This window comes from Amycolatopsis japonica (assembly GCF_000732925.1).
GTDB classification, from domain to species: domain Bacteria; phylum Actinomycetota; class Actinomycetes; order Mycobacteriales; family Pseudonocardiaceae; genus Amycolatopsis; species Amycolatopsis japonica.
In genome coordinates this window covers 4,211,049-4,231,013 of the sequence record NZ_CP008953.1, presented here as the reverse complement: position 1 = coordinate 4,231,013, position 19,965 = coordinate 4,211,049, and the positions used below count along the sequence as shown (strand labels likewise).

Sequence of the window (19,965 nt, the reverse complement as noted above, 5' to 3'; positions counted from 1 at the left end):
ACACCGTCAAGCCGCGTAGGGCCGCACCTGGCGTGCGTCGCGGAGGGCGTTGGCCCACCAGTTCAGCTGGTTCAGCAGCGTGGTTGCCGCGAGCGAGGCGCCTTCGAAGTCGTCGTGCTCACCGTCCGGGCCGAAGTGGTTCCAGGCGTACGGGAAGCTCACGGTCTCGCGGATGGTGGCGGCGTGGAGCTCGGCGAAGACCGGGCGCAGGTGCTCCACCGCGCGCAGGCCGCCCGAGATACCGCCGTAGGAAACGAAGGCGACCGGTTTGCCGTGCCACTCGGGACCGGTGGCGTCGAGCGCGGTCTTGAGCGGGCCGGGGTAGCTGTGGTTGTACTCGGGGACGATCACGACGACGGCGTCCGCGCCGGCGACGCCGGGGGAGAGGTCGCCGGGGGATTCGGCGAGGTCGATGACGGACAGGGTGACGTCGTCGCGCTGTTTGGCGCGGTCGAGGAACCAGTTCGCGACGACGGGGGCGAAGCGGCCCTCGCGGACGCTGCTGATCACGACGGCGAGCTGATAAGGCGAGTTCGTTGTCATGGCACAGACCGTAAAACCTAGAGTTAAGTTGAAGTCAAACTCCAGAATCGCCGCATACTGGCAACTAATCGCAGAGAAGTCTTTGCAAAGAGCCCTTTGCGGTTGTAGGGTGACGGGTATGGGGAAGACCGAGCGCTATCTCGCGCGGGTCGACGGCCGCATCTTGCGGGCGTTGTCGCATCCGTTGCGGGTCGAGATCCTGGAATTGCTGCGAGAGGACGGTCCGGCCACGGCGTCCGGGCTGGCGAAGCGGGTGGGGGAGAGTTCCGGGACCACGAGCTGGCATCTGCGCCAGCTGGCCGAATCCGGGCTGATCGCCGAGGACACCGAACGCGGCAGCAGGCGCGACAGGTGGTGGAAGGCGGTGCACGAAGGCGATCAGATGAGCGCCGCGGATTTCCTCGACGATCCCGACTTGGCCGGTCCGCTCAACGCGTACGCGCACACGATGATCGAGCGGCGTTACGCCGCCGAATCGCAGTTCGTGGCCGAGGTGCGGGACTGGGCCGACGACTGGATCGACAAGGTCAACTTCCACGACTCGTCGCTCCCGCTGACGCCCGGCGAGGCGGCCGCGTTGAGCGACGAGATCCTTGAGGTGATCAGCCGCTATCGCCGTCCGGAGAAGGACGGCGACACCCCGGTCCGGGTGCATTGGGCCGCCTTCCCGAGGAAAACCCGGCCGGAGACGCCATGAGCCGGATGCCACTGGGGGCCTTGGTCGTGGCGTCGGGGTTCTCCTCGGCCGGGGTGATGATGACGCTGCTCGCGATTCCCTGGTTCGTCCTGCAGAGCACCGGGAGCGGCACCAAGACCGGCATCGTGACCGCGGCCGAGGTGCTGGGCCTGATGGTCGCCGCGTTGCTGGGCGGGCCGGTCGTGGACCGGGTCGGCACCCGCCGGGCAAGTGTCGGCGCCGATCTGCTGACCACGGTGACGGTGCTCCTGATCCCGCTCGCGATGGCCACCACCGGGCTCAGTCTGCCCGGACTCGTCGCGTTGTCGTTCGTGATGGGTGTTTCCCGTGGCCCTGCCGACACAGCCAAGCAGGTCCTGCTTCCCGGTGTCGCCGAACTCGGCGATGTCCGCGTGAGCCGGGCGGCGAGCGCCGTCGAGGCGGCGATGAGGACCGGCAGGATGGCGGGCGGCCCCGCCGCCGGTGCGCTGATCGCGCTGATCGGGCCCATTCCGGTCCTGTTCGTGGACGCGGGCACGCTCGTGCTGTCTTCGGCGCTGGTGTTCGCGCTCATCCCGGTCGCGGCCGGTCCACCGAGACCGCCATCGGGCGGCTATCTCAAGCAACTGCGCGAAGGACTGGGATACGTCAAACGCGACGCGGTGCTGCGCGCGATCGTCGGCATGCTGATGCTCACCAACAGCCTCGACTTCGGGCTGCTCGGCGTCCTGTATCCGGCTTACGGCGACCAAGTCCTGCACAGCACCGCGCTCATCGGGGCCATGATCACCGCGGTCGCGGTCGGCGCGCTCATCGGCTCGGCGCTCTACGGCTGGGCGGGCCACCGTCTTTCGCGGCGGACGGCGATCCTCGTGGCCGTCGGTATCGAAGGCGCGCCGAGATTCGCCTTGCTCGCGCTGGAACCGGCACCGGCCGTCTTGCTCGCCGGTCTGGTGGTCGCCGGGATCGGGGCGGGCGCGCTCAACCCGATCCTGCTCCCCGTGGTGTACGAACGGGTTCCCGAAGCCGTCCGCGGCCGCGTGCTCAGCCTTCTCGTGGGCGGGGTGCTCGCCGCGATGCCGCTCGGTTCGATGGCGGCCGGGTTGCTGCTGGACGGGATCGGGCTCGTCGGCGCGCTCGCCGTGTTCGGTGGTCTGTACCTGATCGCCGGCACGTTCCCGGCGATCTTCCGGGTCTGGCGCGGCCTCGACGATCCCGCCCCGATCGGGGGTGACCGGCCGGTGAGCCAAGGGGCGCGGACCGACTAGGCTCGCCATCATGTCGCGCCGTTCCCTTCACAACCCAGCCCCCGACGCCGCCAGCCTCCGCGCCCGCCTCGACCGGGCCCGCGCCGCGGCGGCCGCCGCCGACACCGACGCCCTGCTGATCGCACCCGGCTCGGACCTGCGCTACCTCATCGGCCAGGCCGGGGGCTCCTTCGAACGGCTGACCACGCTGGTGATCCCGGCCGACGGCGTCCCGGCGCTGGTCCTGCCGAAGCTGGAGGCCCCCGGCTACGCCGACGTCCCGGCCGACGAACTCGGCATCGAGATCGTCACCTGGGTCGACGGCGACAACGCCTACGAACTGGTCGCCGACCGGCTGGGTAAGCCCGGCCGCGTGGCGGTCAGCGACTTCACCCCGGCGCTGCACGTGCTCGCCTTCCGCGGCGCGCTCGGCGACGCCGAGCAGACGCTGGCCGGCCCGATCGTGCGCGAACTGCGGATGCGCAAGGACGCGGCCGAGATCCAGGCGCTGCGCGACGCGGGAGCGGCGATCGACCGCGTGCACGCCCGCGTGCACGAATGGCTGCGCCCCGGCCGCACCGAGGCCGAGGTCGGCGCGGACATCACCGCCGCCATCGTCGAAGAGGGCCACACTCACGCCGACTTCGTGATCGTGGGCTCGGGCCCCAACGGCGCCAGCCCGCACCACGACGTCTCCGAGCGGGTGATCGAGCGAGGCGACGTCGTCGTGGTCGACATCGGCGGCCCGATCGCCGAGGGCTACAACTCCGACTCCACCCGCACGTACGCGGTCGGCGAGCCGCGTGACGCCGACGTCGCCGAGACCTATGCCGTGCTGCAGCGCGCCCAGAAGGCCGCCGTCGACGCCGTCCGCCCCGGTGCCACCGCCGAGTCGATCGACGCCGCCGCGCGCGACATCATCGCCGAGGCCGGGTACGGCGAGTACTTCATCCACCGGACCGGTCACGGCATCGGCCTCGACGTGCACGAGGAGCCCTACATCATCAAGGGCAACGCGCTGCCGCTCGAGCCGGGCATGGCCTTCAGCGTCGAGCCCGGCATCTACCAGCCCGGCCGCTGGGGCGCGCGCATCGAGGACATCGTCGTGGTCACCGAGGACGGCGTCGAATCGGTCAACCAGCGTCCGCACGACCTGATCGTGCTCGACGCATGACCGGTTCCCTGGAGCCGCTGGACCAGGCCATCGTGCAGGAGCTGGCCGCCGACGGGCGGCGCAGTTTCACCGATCTGGCCGAACGGGTCGGGCTTTCGGTGTCGGCGGTGCACCAGCGGGTGCGCCGCCTGGAGCAGCGCGGGGTCATCCTCGGCTACACGGCGCGGCTCGACGGCGAGCAGATCGGGCTGCCGCTCACGGCGCTGATCTCGCTGACGCCGAACGATCCGGCCGCGCCGGACGACTATCCGCAGCGTCTGGAGCACATCAAGGAGATCGAGTCCTGTTACTCGGTCGCCGGCGACGAGTCGTACATCCTCCTGGTCCGGGTGGCTTCGCCGCTCGGCCTGGAGGATCTGCTCCGCCGGATCCGCGAGTCCGCCAAGGTCTCGACCCGGACCACGGTGGTGCTGTCGACGCCGTTCGAGGGGCGCTCGCCCACCCTGTGAGACGAGAGGAGGGGTGGGCTTGCGCGGCGCTGGTACGATAAAAGGTATGGCAACACGTAAGGTCACTCTCTCACTCGACAGTGGTGCGCTCGAGTTCGCCGAGCGGGCCGCGAAGGCACACGGGATCTCGGTCTCGTCGTGGTTGTCCAAAGCGGCCCGCAGGGAGGCCGTGCGCACCGGATACACCCCGCAGCGCGCCCCGGTCGAACCGTCCGCCGAATCGGACGAGGCCGAGCTGACCGCCGCGGAGAAGGATCTGCGTGCACAGGGGTGAAGTCTGGACGTACCACCCCCCGACCGAACCGGCACGGCAGCGCACCGTCGTCCTGCTGTCCTCGGACGGGGTGAACGAATCCGAGCGGCCGTGGCTGCTCGGCACCGAACTGCTGGACCGTGATCCGCAGGACATCCTCGGTGTCGCCGTCGACGCGCGGTACTGGGTCTCCACGCTGAACCTCACGCGCCTGTACCGGCCGTGGTTCGACGAGAAGATCGCGGAGATCGACCAAGAGGTCCAGGAGCGCATCGACATCGCGTTGCGCGCCGCGCTCGATCTCTAGCGAGCGACCACCTCGGGCGCCGCGTGCAGTTTGCCGTCGGGGCCGGAGAGGCACGACGCGTTGCCCGCGCGTGCGGCGAGGAACTCGTTGAGGCAGTTCGCGATCTGCGCGTGACCGTTGGCGTTGGGGTGGAAGGACTCCTGCAGCGCGTGGCTCGCGCGGTCGACCTGGCCGAGGTCGCGTAACTGCAGGGTCAGCCTGCTGAACCACTCGTTCGCCGGTTCGCTGCTGCACGCCTCGTGCCCGGCGCCTGCTCGCGAGAGGTCGAGGAATCGCGCGCTGGTCGCCCTCGACGCCTGTTTGAGCCCGTCCGACAGGACGGAGACGCCGTCACGGCGCATCCACTCCAGATCCTCGGTGCGGAACGGGCAGCCGTTCAGGCTGCGCAGCGCCTCCGGGATCTGCGGGCCGACAGGCGAGGCGTACGACATCAGCACGAGCTGGTAGTCCGCCGGGACGTAACCCGCCTGCGCGAGCACCTTCTTGACGTCGGCGACCGCGTTGGTCACCTTCGGCACCATGGCGTCCACTTTGGACTTCCAGGTGGTGCGAAGCGCCGCGCTGCACGGCGGGTTCTGCGGTGAGAACCACGCCTTGAAGCATTCGTTGACCTGAGCGGAGAACTTCGGCTCGTCGTTCGCGCCGACCGCGATCACCACCGCGGCGACCCGGTGATCCTTGATCAGGTTCGCGAGTTGCTGCGCTTGCGACGGCTCCGTCCACTGCTTGGCCTCGCCCAAGGCGATCTGCTCCGAGGGTGCTCCCGAACACGCGAGGTTCACGCGTGCGGTGACGTCCGGGATCTTGATCTGCTCGACGAAGGCGTTGGGGGAGCGGTGACACCAGTTGCCGCCCTGCCCGTTGGTGGTGGGCGTGTAGTCACCCGCGCCCTCACCGGAAACGGTGCTGTCGCCGATGGACACGACCGTCAGCGGCCCCGTCCCCGGCGGTCCTTGGCGCGGGGACGGTTGCCCTGGGCGGCTTTCCGACCCGGTAAAGGCAATGAACCCGACGAGAACCACCACGAACGTGAGCGCGAGAGCACCCCACCACCACCGGAAACGTCGCATCGTCACCGGATTCTACGGACCCCGTGGCCCGAGAGGGTGATCATGGCGGTGTGACGGTCGCGATGCCCGGTCAGCCCGCCTCCGTCAGATCCGTTCCGGCCGCCAGTTCCGTCACGATGTCGAGTACGCCGGGCAGCGCGGGCTTGTCGTTCTCCGGCGACCAGGCCACCACTGTCCGGGCGGTGTCGCCCGTCAGCGGGACGAACACCACCCCGCTCCGGCGCAGGCTGCGCGAAGACCGGGCCAGCCTGGTCACGCCGATACCCGCGGCGACGAGACCGAGCAGTCCTTGTACGGTCGCGGCCCGCTGGACGACGCGCGGTGTGAAGCCCGCCGCCTCGAATTCGCCGTCGTAGCGGAGATGCCAGGGCTCCCAGGAACTTCGCGGCGTGAGCACCCACGGCTCGTCCGCCAGGTCCGAGAGTTTCAGCCCGGTCGCGGACGCGAGCCGATGTCCCTCCGGGAGGACGGCGCAGACCTCCTCGGTGATCAGCGTGCGGGTCTCGAAGCCCTCGATCAGTGGAGGCCGGGTGAAGATCAGGTCGTAACGACCGCTGCCGAGTCCGTCGACGAGCGGCGCGATCTGGGTGTCGTCGGTGGTGAGGGTGAGATCGGGGAGGCGTTCGCGGACCGCGCGCACCACCGGCGGGAGCAGATAGTTGGCCGTGGTGGTGAGGAAGCCGAGATGCAGCGTGCCGAGTTCGCCGCGTACCGCGCGGTCCAGTACCGCCAGCGCCTCGTCGTTGCGAGCCAGGACCGCTCGGGCCTCGGGCAGGAACAGCGAGCCGATCTCGGTGAGCCGGGTCCCGCGGCTGTCGCGCCGCAGCAGTCTCGCGCCGAGAACCCGTTCCAGCACGGTGATCTGCTGCGAAAGGGACTGCTGGGCGATGTGCAGGCGCCGCGCGGCCTTCGTGAAGCTCGCATCCTCGGCGACGGCGACGAAATAGCGTAACTGCCGCAACTCGGGGGTCACAGGCTCTGACTGTAGCCGCACCAGGGAACCGGTGTTGGCGGTCCAGGCGCGGCCTTCGCAGGATGGGTCGAAGGAACTTCACTGGAGGAAACAGGAATGACGAAGGAAACCGACGGCCGCGTCTGGCTGATCACCGGCTGCTCGTCCGGGTTCGGCAGGCACCTCGTGCTGGCCGCGCTCGACGCGGGTGACCGCGTGATGGCCACGGCGCGCCGTCCGGAGACGCTGGCGGAACTGGAAGCCCTCGGCCAGGGCCGGGTGCGCACCGCGGCGCTCGACGTCACCGACCCGGCGCAGGTCGAGACAGCCGTGCAGGCGACGCTCGCCGAGTTCGGCCGGATCGACGTCCTGGTCAACAACGCCGGCCATGGTTCGGTCGGCGCGGTCGAGGAACTGACCATGGCCGAGCTGCGGTCGCTGATGGACGTGATGTTCTTCGGCGCCGTCGAGGTGACGAAGGCGGTCTTGCCGCATCTTCGGGCGCAGGAAAGCGGTGCGATCGTGCAGATGAGCTCGATGGGCGGTCAGCAGAGCCCGCCCGGGTTCGGGGCTTACTGCTCGGCGAAGTTCGCGCTGGAGGCGATGTCGGAGTCCCTGGCCGCGGAAGTCGCACCGTTCGGCGTGAAGGTGCTGATCGTGGAGCCCGGCGCGTTCCGGACCGAGTTCGGCGGCAGCCGGCTGCACCGCTCCCGGGTGATCGACGCCTATCGCGAATCCACGGGCGAAATCCGGGATTTCGTCGAAGGGATGGACGGTTCGCAGCCCGGCGACCCGGCGAAGGCCGCCGCCGCGATCCTGAAGGTGCTGGACAGCGACGACGCTCCGCTCCGGCTCGCGCTCGGCGACGACGCTGTCGACGGGCTGCGCGCCACGCACGAGGTGAGGGCGGCGGAGCTGGCCGCCTGGGAAGAGCTGAGCCGCTCCACCGCCCTCTGAATCAGCCGAGCCACCGCTGGATCGCGACGTCGAGCAGCTTCCGCGCGTGGTCGGACACGTCGGCCCAGGCGATGATCCCGTCCGGGCGCACGAAGAGACTCGGCTGTGTCACATCGGGATCCGCCACGCAGGCGACTCGGTCGTCCATTCCGGCGGCCGCGTCGGAGTAGCGCCCGTCGGCCGAGCGGTCCACGAGTACGAAGCGGCCGTCGTGAGCGTGGTCGGCGAGCCTGGTCCCCGACCCGAGTTCGACGTCCCCGGCGATCGAGCCGATCGGGTCGGAGGCGTCGTCGGCCACGTCGTACCGCTGCAAGATCCCCGAGGAGAGCGCGATCATGCGGTTGGTCGCGCCGGGGACCGCGAAGAGTTCGTCGCCGACGACCTCGCGCAGCCGGGCGGTCCGTTCGTCGCCGCGCATGAGCGCGACCTGTGCCCGGGTCCAGTCCAGGACCCACGCGCCGATCGGGTGCCGCTCGTCGTGGTAGGTGTCGAGCAGCCCCGCCGGGGCGTGGCCCTGGACTGTCGCGGCGAGCTTCCAGCCGAGGTTGACCGCGTCGCCGATGCCGAGGTTCAGGCCCTGCGCGCTGAACGGCGAGTGCACGTGGGCGGCGTCGCCTGCCAGGAGCACCCGGCCGCGGCGGTAGGCCCGCGCCTGTCGTGCGTTGTCCGACCATCGCGTCGCCCGCCCCCGCAGGCCCGTGATCGTGACCGGGACACCGGTGACGTCCCGTACCGCGCTCTGCAACTCGTCGACGGTCACGGGAGCGTTCTTGTCCTCGGGTTGGGGCGCGAACCTGGCGACGAGGATGCGCCCCGGCACCGGGCCGTAGGTGTAGATGCCGCGAGGCGTCCAGTTCCACCCGCGGCGCAGTTCGCTCGGGTCGTCGAAATCGGCGATGGCCTGATAGCCCACCAGTTCCGGGTCCGTGCCCACGAAGTCGACACCGAGCCGCTTGCGGACGACGCTACGGCCGCCGTCGGCGGCCACGACCCATCCGGCCCCGAAGTCGCCCGCGCTGGTCTCGACGACCACATCGGCATCGTCGTCGAGACCGGCGCCGGCGCTCCGTAGATCCCGCACCTCGACGCCGCGACGGATTTCGACGCCCAGCCGGGCGCAGTGATCGCCGAGCAGCAGTTCGAGATCGTGCTGCGGCACCAGGATCCCGTTGGCCACGGCCGTATGCGCGGCCAATACCGGATCGTCCTGGTCGACGAGGTCGTGCTGGAACATGATCCCCGCGAAATGCCCGAGGACGGGGAACCGCCGGGAGGCCTGGCTCGCCGCGTCGGTCAGTTCGCGCACGGTCCGGTTCGAGCGGCCGCCGGTGAAACCCTTGGCCTCGGCCAGCCGACGGCGCTGCACTTCCTCCGCGGCGGGCAGCAGGCCGCGCCTGTCGAGGATCTCGGCACTGGCGACGTTGATCGAACCGGATTTGATCGTCGGATCCGGTTCCGCGAGCCGCTCCAGCACGGTCGTCCGCACGCCTCGCAAGGCGAGCTCGCTCGCGAGGAACAGGCCGGTGGGCCCCGCTCCGACCACGATCACGTCGGTCCGCTCCATGATGACTCCAAGCTTTACTCGGTAAACTTACTCGGTAAGGTTACTCGGTAAGGTTACTGAGTAAAGGTACGCTTGTCACATGGCGAAGCGAGGAGATCGGGGCGGTTCGAAGACGCGGGCGCATATCGCCGAGGTCGCGACAGGGCTGTTCGTGGAGCGTGGCTTCGACGACGTCACGGTCGCCGAGGTGGCCGCCGCCGCCGGCGTTTCGAAGGTGACGGTGTTTTCGCATTTCGAGCGCAAGGAGGATCTCGCGCTCGATCGGCTGCCCGACGCCGTCGGTATCGCGCGGGCGACGATCCGGGATCGGCCGGACGGCGTGGGTGTCGTCGAGGCGTTCCGGCGGATGACCCTCGCGCTCGCGGAAGAGCGGCATCCGTTGTCCGGGCTGAGCGAGGCGGGCGAGCCGCTCGCGCGCACCGTCGCCGGGTCGCGCGCGCTCGTTTCGCGGTTGCGCGAGTTCGAGCACGAGATCGAGGCCGAGGTTGCCGACGAGCTCGAAAGCGACACCCGGTTCTCGGGCGACAGTGAGCTGGCCGCCGCGCTGATCGTCGCCGCGTACCGCACCGTCGCCGTGGCCACGACGCGGCGACGCCTCGCCGGGGACGATCTCACCGAAGTCGCCGCCGCCCATTGCGAACGGTTGAACACGGCCTTCGGCGCGCTGGCCAAGGCTTTGTGATGCCCTGAGGGCGGGCTCAACCGTCCATTCTGGACGCGAGAATCGCCGCTCCGGGACCGGAGAGTTCGTCCAGCGCCACGTCCCGGCCGGCGATCGACAGCAGGACCGCCTCGCCGGGGCCGCGGACTTCCGGTCCGGACCCGGCCGACCAGTCCAGGTCCGTGGCGACGAGCCGGAGTCCGCGTGCGCGCTTGCCCGCCTTGACCGGCGGCGCGTAGCGGGCGAAAGCCAGCGCGTGACGCAACCTCTCCGGCGGCACTTCGCGAGGGAACCCCAAGGGACGCCGGATGTCCTGGTGATGGAGCAACCCGTCGAGCAGCGCCACCCGTCCGCCGAACGCCGAGGTCAGGCCGCGCGGTTCGAGATGTTGCTCGATCCTCGCGATCAGCTCTTCCGGTGTCCTGTCCGGCTTTCGCGCGACACCGAGCGCGTTCATCCGGTTCAGCCGCAACCCGCCGCGGACTGCTTGGCCGACGAGATCGCGGAAGCGCTGGGCGTCGTAGTCGACGACGTGGGCGACCACCTCGCGGACCGTCCACTCCGAACACAAGGTCGGTGCGTCCCAGTGTCGCGGGGACAGAGTCCGGAGGAACGCGGCGAAGTCCGCCCGCTCGTCCCTGGCGAGTCGCGCGACCGTGTTCATCGGCGGCCTCCTGTGGTCATTCGTAATCGAGCCACCCGCAAACGTAGTAGTTCGTGTCCTCGTTCCGCTCGACGTACCAGGAATAGACGATGTCGCCCGCGAGTTTGCCGGTGCGCGCGTTCCGCTGGGTGATCTTGGCCTGGACCGTCACGAACTCCTGCCCTGACGGGACGGAGTACGGCAGCATCTCCCAGCGCTGGACGTAATGCCCGTGGAGTTCGAAGCCGAGCAGCGTCGACCGCAGGCGCGGGCAGGTCCCGCTGCGCAAGGCGGTCATGTCGTGATTGGCCAGCCCGTTCATGTAGACCTGGAACACGCGGTCGATCGCGGCGGGTTCGAGGCCCGGCGCGGATGACGTGGACGGCGCTGTCGGCGTTGTCGGTGCCAGCGTCGTCACGGTGGCGACGCTAAGCGGCGTTCATGAAATTCGCATGAAAAGGCTTCGGCGGGTCGGGCCAAGTACATGAAGGCCCCCTTCCTTGCGTCTAGCGCAAGGAAGGGGGCCTTCATGTACTTGGGAAGGGGCCCTACACGCGCGGCTGCTGTGACTGCTGGTCTTCACGGACCGGCGACCAAAGCGGCCAGGTACCGAGCTGTGGCTCAGCAGTTCTCCAGGAAATGGCGCAGCACCCGCGTGCCGAACCGCAGTCCTTCCACCGGGACCCGCTCGTCCACGCCGTGCGCCATCGCCCGGTACGGGAAGCCTTCCGGCAACAGCAGAGGCGCGAAGCCGTAGCAGTCGATCCCGAGAGGACTGAACGCCTTCGCGTCCGTTCCGCCGCCCATGCAGTACGGGACGACGACGGCTTCGGGGTCCTCCGAACGCAAAGCGTCGGCCATCACGTCGAACCACGGCGAATCCACCGGAGCCTGGACCGGCGGCTGGTGCGCGACGAACTCGCGGGTGACGCCTTCGCCGAGCATCGCGTCGATCTCGGCGAGCAGCTCCGGTTCGGCGCCGGGGAGGACGCGGACGTCCACCTGTGCCTCGGCCGAAGTCGGGATCACGTTCACCTTGTAGCCGGCGTCGAGCATGGTCGGCGTCGTGCTGTTGCGGACCGTCGGCACCACCAGCGCCCCGGCGGGCCCGAGCCGCGCGATCGTTCCGTCCACATCGGACAGATCGACCGGGACGCCGAGCGCTTCCCCGGTGCGTTCGAGGAAGGCCTGGACGGTCGGGGTCAGCTGCACCGGCCAGCGGTGCGCGGCGATCTTGCCGAGCGCCGTGACCAGCCGGGTGACCGCGTTCTCGTCGTTGGGCCGCGAGCCGTGCCCCGCGCGGCCCTTGGCCGTCAAACGCAGGTGCGCGGTGCCGCGCTCGGCCGTCGCCACCGGATAGAGCCGCACGATCCGGCCGTCGGCGGCGGGGACGTGGTAGGTGTACGCGCCCGACTCGCTGATCGCGGCCGCGCAGCCGTCGAACAGGTCCCGGTGCGCCGCGGCGAGCCAGTGCGCGCCGTACTCGCCCTTGTCCTCCTCGTCGGCCACGAACGCCAGGACGATGTCCCGCCGCGGCCGGACGCCGGTGGCGAGGGCGGCGAGCACCATCGCGCAGAAGTCCTTCATGTCGACGGCACCGCGGCCCCAGAGGAACCCGTCGCGGATCTCGCCGGAGAACGGGTCCACCGACCAGTCGGCGGCGTCCGCCGGGACGACGTCGAGATGCCCTTGCACGAGAAGCGCGGGCAGGCTCGGATCGGTGCCCGGAACCCGGGCGATCACGTTCGCGCGGCGGGGCGCGGACTCGATGATCTTCGAGTCGATCCCGAGCCCCGACAGCAGCGATGCCACGTACTCGGCGGCCTCGCGCTCGCCCTCGGAGTCCCCGTTGCCCCGGTTCGTGGTGTCGAACCGGATCAACCGCGAACAAACCTCGACCACATCGAGTTCAGCCATAGATACCCTGCACCGCCCCGGCCGCGATCGCCGTGACGATCTTGAACGCCTTCATCGCTTCGGTCATGTCCGGCGCGTCGAAGCCGACCCGCCGCACACCGATCTGTTCCACCGTCGGGATCACCGCCGCGGCCTGCGCGAGATGGCTCGCGTCGAACTCGACCTCGATCCGGTGCGGTGTGGTGTACCGCTCGACCCGGCCCGCTCGGTTCATCGAGTCCGCCGCCGCCGACGACAGCAGTTCGGCCGTCCTGGCGGGCGGCAGGCAGATCGCGGCGTAGCGGCTGACGCACTCCTTCACCGTGACCAGTTCGGCTTCGGGCGCGTAGTCTTGGGCGTCGTCGCAGGCCTTGTCGTCACCGGAAACGACCAGCACCGGGACGCCGTACTCGGCGGCCATCGCCGCGTTGAGCCTGCCTTCGCTGGCGGGGACGTCGTCGAGCCACACGCCGGTGATCTGATTCTCCAGGTACGTGTGGGACAGGACGCCGTCGAAACCCGCGCCGGCGTGGTAGCCGAGGAAGACGACGCCGTCCACGCCGCTGTCGATCCCCTGCATCATCGAGAGCGGCTTGTGCCTGCCGGTGAGCATGCGCGCCCGGCCGTCGAGGTCTTCGAGCAGCAGGTTCCGTTGCGAGGAATGCGCCTCGTTGACCAGCACGTCGGTGGCGCCGGAGTCGAACAGGCCCGCGATGGTGGCGTTGACGTCGCCGGTGAACAGGCGGCGGAATCGTTGCCACTGCTCGGTGCCGGGGATGACGTCGTCGGTCCAGGTGACGCCGGTGGCGCCCTCCATGTCCGCCGAGATCATGATGCGCATGCGGGGCACCCTAGCCGAGGCTCTTTGCCCTCGCCGCCGGGATTAGGGCCAGGAACCGGAACGCGGGTAGACCGCCCAAGCGCGCTCCCAGGCCGCGGCCCGCTGCCGGTCGAGCACCAGCCGGACGACCCGCTGCACCAGGACCAGCCCGGCGACCACCGCGAACCAGAGCCACAGGCCGACGAGCACGGAATCGAACACGGCAGTCGACGCGGTCCTCGGGGCGGTGGTGAGTTCACCGCGGGCGTCGATCCAGATCGGCATGGCCGATCCGGCGGGGCTGCCCGGCGCCGCGAGGACGCCGCCGGTGTGCCGGGCGCCGCGCGAGTCGGTCCAGGTCGCCTCGGTGGTGGAGGTGTCGGTTCCGACGCTCTCGCTGTCGACGATGCGGACGGGCGCCGCCTTCAGCAGGTACGCGGTGGCGGGCGTGCGTCCGGTCGAGTCTGCGGCGGCCGCGGCGACCTGCCTGCCGTGGTTGGCCGAGCCGACGGCGGCCGCGACCGGGATGGCGAGCAGCGCCGCGAGGATCACGAGCTTGAGAAGAAGGGCTTCGAACCGGTCGGAGCCACGAGCCAGCGAATTGTGACCAGGGAAGAGCCGTCGCCGGAAGCGGGCGATCGGACCACTGGACCCGTGCACGAGGAACCCCATTCCCTCAGACCGCGAAATACCTCCATCCTCGATTCTCGTTCACCGGGGCGCCGCTGTCGCGGTATGGGGACACAGAACACTCTGTGAACCCGTACACAACCTTTTATTCGTTTTGCCCGTCCGCGTTCTCCCGCTACCGTCTTCGGCATGGGGATTTTCTTCACTCTGTGATTCTCGCCTTCGACGCGGCCCTGGCGTAGAGCCTTCGCTCCGCCGGGTCGCGTCCTTCCTCGTCTGCTCTTCTTCCCCGCGAGAATCAGGAGGACGCCCCTGTGCGTACCCCGCATCGAAATCCCGGAACACAACTCGTGCTCTCCGGTGTCACCAAACGCTTCGACGACCACGTCGTGCTCGACCAGATCTCCTTCACCGCCAAACCGGGGGAGAAGGCGGGCGTCATCGGCGACAACGGCTCGGGCAAGTCCACCCTGCTCAGGCTGATCGCCGGCCGCGACCGGGCGGACAACGGCACCGTGACCGTCACCGCGCCCGGCGGCGTCGGCTATCTCCCGCAGACGCTGGATCTGCCCGACACCGCCACGGTCGGCGACGCGATCGACCTCGCGCTGGCCGACATCCGGGAGCTCGAATCCCGGCTGCGGACGGCGGAAAGGTCGCTCGAAACCGCCGAAGACCTGGCCGCGTATGGCGACCTCATGACCGCGTACGAAGCCCGTGGCGGTTACGAGGCCGATGCCAGAGTGGAGGTCGCCCTGCACGGGCTCGGACAGCCGGGCCTCGATCGCGACCGCGCGCTGGGCAGCCTGTCCGGTGGTCAGCGGTCCCGGCTGGCGCTCGCGGCCACGCTGGCCGCGTCGCCCGAACTGCTGTTGCTGGACGAGCCGACCAACGATCTCGACGACGACGCCGTCGCCTGGCTGGAGAACCATCTCCGTGGGCATCGCGGCCGGATCGTCGCGATCACGCACGACCGGACGTTCCTCAGCCGTGTCACCACGACGATCCTCGAGGTCGACGCCGACCGCCGTTCCGTGCAGCGGCACGGCGACGGGTACTCGGGCTATCTCGCGGCGAAGGAGGCCGCGCGGGCCCGATGGGTCCGCGAATACGAGGAGTGGCGGCTGGAGAAGTCCCGTTACGAACGGATGGCGGACGTCAACATCGACCGGTTTTCGGCGATCCCGCGCAAGGCCCCGGCCGCCTTCAGCGGGGCGGGCGCGTTCCGGGCCCGCTCCCGGGCGCACGGGGCGATGAGCAGGATCCGGTGGGCGCGCGAGCGGATCCAGCGGCTGGAGACGAATCCGGTCCCGCCTCCGCCGGAGCCGCTCCGGTTCACCGCGCGGATCGCCGCGGGGGAGACGGAGGCCGGTCAGTACGTGGTGAAGGCGTGCGGCGTGTCGGTCGACGGCCGCCTGCCGCGGACGTCGCTCAGCGTGCTGCCCGGCGAACGGGTCCTCGTGACCGGTCCCAACGGGGCGGGCAAGACGACCTTGATGCGGGTGCTCGCCGGTGAGCTCGCGCCGTCGACGGGATCGGCGGAGCGGGCGGGCCGGATCGGGTTCCTGCACCAGAACGGCGGGCTCGCCGCCGACGCGCGGACCGTCCTGATGGTCTTCGCCGGAGACGGCGACGAAGACGAGGCGGCCGAGAGGTTGCTGTCGCTGGGCCTGTTCCGGGCGCCGGATCTGCGTAAGCCGGTCCGGGAACTGTCCATCGGGCAGCGGCGCAGGCTGGAACTGGCCAGATTGGTGACGGCCAGGACCGACCTGCTGCTGCTCGACGAGCCGACCAACCATCTCTCCCCGGATCTCGTCGAGGAGATGGAGCAGGCGCTCGCGACGTACTCCGGCGCGCTCGTGGTCGTCACCCACGACCGGCGGATGCGGCGGACGTTCGAAGGCAGGCGGCTGGAACTGGTCACTTCAGCGGCGTGAGCGGTCCGTCCACTTTGGCCGGGTTGAGGCAACTGTTCAGCCCGTCCACGAGCGAGCAGAGGCCGGGCCCTCGGTTGAGCCGGTAGCCCTGCGGTACGCCGCCCGCGGTCACCAGATCCTGGTACGCGGGAACGGCGTCCGTGGGGCGCCGGGTCAGCGCGGGATCGGCGAGAGCGTCCACTGTGTACAGTCCGAACCGGGCGCGGTAGCTGCCCCATTCGTAGTTGTCGGTGAGGCTCCAGTAGTTGTAGCCGATGAGGTTCATCCCGTCGGCCTTCGCACGCTGGAGCCAGTACACGGTGTCGCGTACGTGATCGCCGCGGGTGTAGTCCGCGTCGCGGAGCTTCCCGTTGTCGGTCGCCATGCCGTTCTCGACGATGTAGAGGGGCATGCGCGGGAACCGGTTGTGGTAGCTGCGCAGTGCGTAGTAGATGCCTTCTGGCTGGAGTTTCACGTCCCAGAACTTGTCACTGGCGGCCGCGAACACCGTCCAGTTGTCGATGCTGAGCCCGTAGTAGTAGTCGATGCCGATGAAGTCGAGCTTGTCCTTGACCTGGTCGAGGAAGAACCAGTCGGCCATCCCGTTGACCCCGGTGATGTAGGCCTGGTTGCTGGTGACCTTCGAGGTCGGATCCAGTTCGTGGATGAGGTCGTAGGCCCGGCGGTGCGCCTGGACGACGTTGGACTGCGCCGCGAAGTACCGCGTGGCGTCCAGGGCGCCGACCTTCTGCTCGTTCCGGAGGAAGATGAGCGGCTCGTTGAACGTCACCCAGAGGACGTCCTGCCCGGCGTAGCGCTGGACGATCTTCCGGCTGAACTCCAGCCACGCGTCGGCCGTCCGCGTCTCGGCCCAGCCGCCCTGGTCGAGCGCCCAGCCCGGGTAGACCCAATGGTTGAGCGTGATCATCGGCGTCATGCCCGCGGCGCGGACCTGCCGGAACACGTCGTCGTAGAAGGCCAGTTCGGTCTCGTCCCACCGGCCGGGCGAAGGTTCGACACGCGCCCACTCGACACCGAAGCGGTAGGTGTTGACGCCGAGACCGGCCGCGAGGCGGATGTCGTCGGCGTAGCGGTGCCGGAAGTCCACGGAGTCGCGGTACTCGTCGACGCCGTCCTTGCCGGCGGAGCGGTCCACGAACCGCTTCCAGTTGCTGTCCGGGGCGTTGCCCTCGGACTGGTAGCCCGACGACGCGACACCCCAGTAGAAGTCCCGGGACCAGTCGTCATCCTGCGATGCGGACGCGTTCACGGCCGAAAGTGTCGCGCATAGTGAGACGGCGACCACCGAGGACAACACCCGGCGTAACCTTCTCCGATGCTCCGGCCACTTCGTCGATCGTTCACCGTCGTCCGCCATCTTCCGGACGCTAACGTGAGTGAACGGCGTAAACAAGCGGCCGTCCGGGGACTTCGACGATGACGTTGGGGAGATGATCGACTTGACCGGCAGCACGGTCCGCCATGCCGTCTATCTGCCGCCTTTCGGCCCGTTCGGTGAGCCGGGAGTGCTCGTCGACCTCGCCGTGCGCGCCGAGGCGGCGGGCTGGGACGGGTTCTTCCTGTGGGACCACGTGGTCGCGGACACCATGCCCATCGCGGATCCATGGACGACGCTCGGCGCCATCGCGCACGCGACCAGCAGGCTGTTGTTCGGCCCGATGATCACGCCGCCCGCCCGGCGCCGCCCGTGGGTGGTCGCGCGGCACGCGTCGACCGTCAGCCGCCTCTCCGGCGGCCGGCTGATCCTCGGCACCGGGCTGGGTTCGGACGAATCCGGTGACTTCAGCCGATTCGGTGAACAGACCGACCTGCTGACCCGGTCGGCGATGTTCGACGAAGGCCTCGACGTCATCCGCGCGATCTGGTCCGGCAGGCGGTTCGACCACGACGGCGCGCACTACCAGGTCGCGCTCGCCGAGGCGCCGCCCGAGCCGTTCCCGATCCCGATCTGGGTGGCGAGCTCGACGGACAACCCGCGTGTCGTCCGGCGGGCGGCGCTGTGCGACGGGATCTTCCCGAACCCGGAGGACCACACGCCGACCGCCGAGGAGATCGCCGAGACCCACCGCGCGCTCGGGCTCGCCGGGTTGGAACCGGGCCGTCCCTTCGACGTCGCCGTGGCAGGCAACGCGAGCCCGGCGTGGGAAGAGCCGATCAAGGTCGATCTGCCCGCGCTGGGGCAGGCCGGGATGACCTGGTGGATGGAGTCGCTGATGCATCTCGACCCGCTGGAGTTGTCGCAGAAGATCGTGGACGCCGGTCCGCCTCGGTGGTGAGCGGCCGCTCTGCCTCGTGAGTGGTAGGGCGGTTCTAACGACCCAAAAACACTCACGAGGCGGCACCTGCGACCGAACCGCCGGTCCCGTAGCCGGCCTGGGCGAAGGCTCCTTTCGTCGCATCAGACTCGGTGAAGGGAGCCTTCAGCCCACACCACTCCGCTGGTGCCTACTGACGCAGGTTGGATCAGCCACAGCCGCGCTCCGCGTAGGTACTTGACGCCGCAGCCCTTTGCTCGCCCCCCTGTACTTCCGCGCGTGAAGGGGCCCTTCACGCGCGGCCGTCGTAACTGTTGGTGCAGATGGGGCGTATGTGGCGATCATCGCGTCCGTGAAGGTCTCCTTGAGGGACCCAGAGTCCCTCAAGGAGGCCTTCACGGACTGGCCGGGTAAGTGCGTCTGTCCATAGTGGACCGGCTCTGCGCCGTCCGTAGGATTCCGTTGCTCCGAACGACTTCATCGCCCTTGCGGTCCCGCTCGCCTTTGATAGCGTCACCGCGGGCGTCCTGCGAACCAGTGACGCGCGGGGGAGGGGTCGAATGGTGGACGAGCCCGACGGGCATCACGCGATGCGGCTGGAAACCGGGGTCGCGCTGATCAACGCGTTGACCGGGGACCACGTCCACGGCAGGCCGAAACCCGCGCTCGGTGGCCACGATCTCGTCCGCGTCGCCGCCGAAACGCTCGGCAACGGGCAGATCGACCTGCTGACCGCGGAGCGGTTGCGGAATCTGGCGTCGCGGCTGCGGGAGATCATCGAGTCGTTGTCCCGGCGGGAACACGACGAGGCGGCGGGGCTGCTCAACCGGATGCTCGAAGACAGCAAGGCGCGCCCGTCCCTGCAACGCCACGGCGAACAGTCCTGGCACCTGCATTTCCATGGTCCCGAAGCCGACCTCGTCCAGCAGTGGGCGGCCGGGCTCGCGGTGTCGGTGGCCGCCGCGTTCGGCGAGCACATCCCGCATCGCGTCGGGTTGTGCGCGGCGCCGCGCTGCGATCAGGTGTACATCGACGCGAGCCAGGCGCAGATCAAGCGGTTCTGCGGGCTCGCCTGCCAGAACCGGGTGAAAGCCGCCGCGTATCGCGCCCGCCGGTCAGGATCGTGAGCCGTGCGGTGTCGCGTCGACGTACCACTCGCGGTTGAACACGAGGCCGAAGAGCGGCGCAGGGAGCCGGGTCACGACACGCATCAGCGGCGCCAGCCTGCCGCTTCCCTTCACCTGTGAGGAATGGGCGGCGATTGCGGCCTGTTTCTGACGCGCGAAACGCCGGACGTCGAAGGTGTGCGTGATCTCCGAGCGGGCGCTGTACGCGCGGAGAAGCGCGTCGACGTCGTAGCGGAAGGGGATCCGCGCCAGGCGCACGATCCTCACCAGGCGTGCGACGACGTCGCGGGGGATCGTCGCCTCCAGCAGCCGGACGTCGCCGGCGAGTTCCGCCGCGCGCTTGCCGACCTCGTGCACCTTGACGTGGTCGCGGTGGCCGTAGCCGCCGTTGCGGTCGTAGCTCAGCAGGACGGACGCCTTCTCCTCGCGCAGGATCGCCACGAGCCGCGCCGCCGCCTCGTCCGTGCTCGCGCGCACGAACCGGACCCAGCCCGGCGGATCCGGGTAGAGGATCGCGCCATGACCACTGCCCGCGTAGCCGAGATGGACCACTCGCTCGACGCCCAGCACCTTCGCGCTCGCTTCGAGTTCGGCCCGGCGTGCCGCGTCGGCGCCCAGCATGTCGATGGTGGCGACCACGAGGACCACCCGGTGGCCGTCCGCGGCGGCGCGGGCGAGGGTGCCGCCGGTCAGCAGGGCTTCGTCGTCGGGGTGGGCGTGGAAGGCCACGATCGTCGTCACGCTCCGAGCATGCCCGAGGTCGTCGGAACCGTCGGTGGTCGACTCTTGACCGTCCGTCGACCC

Annotated in this window: 22 protein-coding genes; 11 read left to right on the top strand and 11 right to left on the bottom strand. The window is 69.6% G+C overall.

The window, feature by feature from the left end; all coding sequences use genetic code 11:
* Positions 1-6 precede the first annotated feature (6 nt).
* Positions 7-543, bottom strand: a complete 537-nt coding sequence (locus AJAP_RS19660; protein ID WP_038513811.1) for an NADPH-dependent FMN reductase — start codon at positions 541-543, stop codon at positions 7-9.
* A gap of 118 nt (positions 544-661) precedes the next feature.
* On the opposite strand from AJAP_RS19660, the gene AJAP_RS19655 reads away from it, so the two are divergent.
* The 6 genes from AJAP_RS19655 to AJAP_RS19630 are packed head-to-tail and all read left to right on the top strand — an operon-like array spanning position 662 to position 4,649.
* Positions 662-1,240 carry an ArsR/SmtB family transcription factor gene (locus tag AJAP_RS19655; protein WP_038513809.1) on the top strand — a complete coding sequence of 193 codons (579 nt, stop codon included), beginning with the start codon at positions 662-664 and terminating at the stop codon, positions 1,238-1,240.
* Entirely contained in the window at positions 1,237-2,487 is a 1,251-nt protein-coding gene (locus AJAP_RS19650; protein WP_038513806.1) for an MFS transporter, read from the top strand. Before AJAP_RS19655 ends, AJAP_RS19650 begins: the two co-directional genes overlap by 4 nt.
* A 10-nt stretch (positions 2,488-2,497) precedes the next feature.
* Entirely contained in the window at positions 2,498-3,640 is a 1,143-nt protein-coding gene (locus AJAP_RS19645; protein ID WP_038513803.1) for a M24 family metallopeptidase, read from the top strand.
* Complete coding sequence (locus AJAP_RS19640) at positions 3,637-4,089, top strand: Lrp/AsnC family transcriptional regulator (protein ID WP_016334198.1); 453 nt, start codon at positions 3,637-3,639, stop codon at positions 4,087-4,089. Before AJAP_RS19645 ends, AJAP_RS19640 begins: the two co-directional genes overlap by 4 nt.
* 46 nt (positions 4,090-4,135) lie before the next feature.
* A complete protein-coding gene (locus AJAP_RS19635; protein ID WP_007035425.1) occupies positions 4,136-4,363 on the top strand; it encodes a hypothetical protein in 228 nt (75 codons plus the stop codon).
* Positions 4,350-4,649 (top strand): hypothetical protein, encoded by a 300-nt coding sequence (locus AJAP_RS19630; RefSeq protein ID WP_005150941.1) that lies wholly within the window; start codon positions 4,350-4,352, stop codon positions 4,647-4,649. Before AJAP_RS19635 ends, AJAP_RS19630 begins: the two co-directional genes overlap by 14 nt.
* Here the strand turns inward: AJAP_RS19630 and AJAP_RS19625 are convergent.
* Together AJAP_RS19625 and AJAP_RS19620 are read right to left on the bottom strand one after the other, a co-directional pair.
* A complete protein-coding gene (locus tag AJAP_RS19625; protein WP_051972825.1) occupies positions 4,646-5,719 on the bottom strand; it encodes a GDSL-type esterase/lipase family protein in 1,074 nt (357 codons plus the stop codon). The genes AJAP_RS19630 and AJAP_RS19625 overlap by 4 nt on opposite strands.
* A 70-nt stretch (positions 5,720-5,789) precedes the next feature.
* A complete protein-coding gene (locus tag AJAP_RS19620) occupies positions 5,790-6,692 on the bottom strand; it encodes a LysR family transcriptional regulator (RefSeq protein WP_038513796.1) in 903 nt (300 codons plus the stop codon).
* A gap of 96 nt (positions 6,693-6,788) precedes the next feature.
* Here AJAP_RS19620 and AJAP_RS19615 point away from each other — a divergent pair, with 96 nt between their 5' ends.
* Positions 6,789-7,628, top strand: coding sequence for an oxidoreductase (locus AJAP_RS19615; protein ID WP_038513792.1), 840 nt, complete (start codon positions 6,789-6,791; stop codon positions 7,626-7,628).
* A 1-nt stretch (position 7,629) separates the two neighbouring features.
* On the opposite strand, the gene AJAP_RS19610 is transcribed toward AJAP_RS19615, so the two are convergent.
* Complete coding sequence (locus AJAP_RS19610) at positions 7,630-9,192, bottom strand: FAD-dependent oxidoreductase (protein WP_038513789.1); 1,563 nt, start codon at positions 9,190-9,192, stop codon at positions 7,630-7,632.
* 79 nt (positions 9,193-9,271) lie between these two features.
* Between AJAP_RS19610 and AJAP_RS19605 the strand changes: the two genes are divergently transcribed.
* Positions 9,272-9,874: a TetR/AcrR family transcriptional regulator gene (locus AJAP_RS19605; RefSeq protein WP_038513786.1), complete on the top strand. Its 603-nt coding sequence runs from the start codon at positions 9,272-9,274 to the stop codon at positions 9,872-9,874.
* 16 nt (positions 9,875-9,890) lie between these two features.
* Here AJAP_RS19605 and AJAP_RS19600 read toward each other — a convergent pair whose 3' ends face one another.
* The 5 genes from AJAP_RS19600 to AJAP_RS19580 form a co-directional block, all read right to left on the bottom strand.
* Positions 9,891-10,517 carry a maleylpyruvate isomerase family mycothiol-dependent enzyme gene (locus AJAP_RS19600; RefSeq protein WP_038513783.1) on the bottom strand — a complete coding sequence of 209 codons (627 nt, stop codon included), beginning with the start codon at positions 10,515-10,517 and terminating at the stop codon, positions 9,891-9,893.
* A 16-nt stretch (positions 10,518-10,533) separates the two neighbouring features.
* Positions 10,534-10,914, bottom strand: coding sequence for a hypothetical protein (locus AJAP_RS19595; protein WP_051972522.1), 381 nt, complete (start codon positions 10,912-10,914; stop codon positions 10,534-10,536).
* 203 nt (positions 10,915-11,117) lie between these two features.
* On the bottom strand, positions 11,118-12,413 hold the full coding sequence (locus tag AJAP_RS19590; protein ID WP_038513781.1) for a M20/M25/M40 family metallo-hydrolase: 1,296 nt from the start codon (positions 12,411-12,413) through the stop codon (positions 11,118-11,120).
* Entirely contained in the window at positions 12,406-13,233 is an 828-nt protein-coding gene (locus AJAP_RS19585) for a M55 family metallopeptidase (RefSeq protein WP_037337603.1), read from the bottom strand. Before AJAP_RS19585 ends, AJAP_RS19590 begins: the two co-directional genes overlap by 8 nt.
* A 42-nt stretch (positions 13,234-13,275) precedes the next feature.
* Positions 13,276-13,872, bottom strand: coding sequence for an Rv1733c family protein (locus tag AJAP_RS19580; RefSeq protein ID WP_228694985.1), 597 nt, complete (start codon positions 13,870-13,872; stop codon positions 13,276-13,278).
* 284 nt (positions 13,873-14,156) lie between these two features.
* Here AJAP_RS19580 and abc-f point away from each other — a divergent pair, with 284 nt between their 5' ends.
* The gene (abc-f, locus tag AJAP_RS19575) at positions 14,157-15,779 is read left to right on the top strand and encodes a ribosomal protection-like ABC-F family protein (RefSeq protein ID WP_038513776.1); all 1,623 of its coding nucleotides are present in this window, start codon (positions 14,157-14,159) and stop codon (positions 15,777-15,779) included.
* Here the strand turns inward: abc-f and AJAP_RS19570 are convergent.
* Positions 15,763-17,028, bottom strand: a complete 1,266-nt coding sequence (locus AJAP_RS19570; protein WP_084098678.1) for a family 1 glycosylhydrolase — start codon at positions 17,026-17,028, stop codon at positions 15,763-15,765. The genes abc-f and AJAP_RS19570 overlap by 17 nt on opposite strands.
* Positions 17,029-17,209: 181 nt before the next feature.
* On the opposite strand from AJAP_RS19570, the gene AJAP_RS19565 reads away from it, so the two are divergent.
* Positions 17,210-18,055: an LLM class flavin-dependent oxidoreductase gene (locus AJAP_RS19565; protein WP_038513774.1), complete on the top strand. Its 846-nt coding sequence runs from the start codon at positions 17,210-17,212 to the stop codon at positions 18,053-18,055.
* Between the two features lie 539 nt (positions 18,056-18,594).
* Positions 18,595-19,161, top strand: a complete 567-nt coding sequence (locus tag AJAP_RS19560; protein ID WP_038513772.1) for a CGNR zinc finger domain-containing protein — start codon at positions 18,595-18,597, stop codon at positions 19,159-19,161.
* On the opposite strand, the gene AJAP_RS19555 is transcribed toward AJAP_RS19560, so the two are convergent.
* Positions 19,150-19,902: a PIG-L deacetylase family protein gene (locus tag AJAP_RS19555; protein WP_038513770.1), complete on the bottom strand. Its 753-nt coding sequence runs from the start codon at positions 19,900-19,902 to the stop codon at positions 19,150-19,152. The genes AJAP_RS19560 and AJAP_RS19555 overlap by 12 nt on opposite strands.
* Between the last annotated feature and the right edge of the window lie 63 nt (positions 19,903-19,965).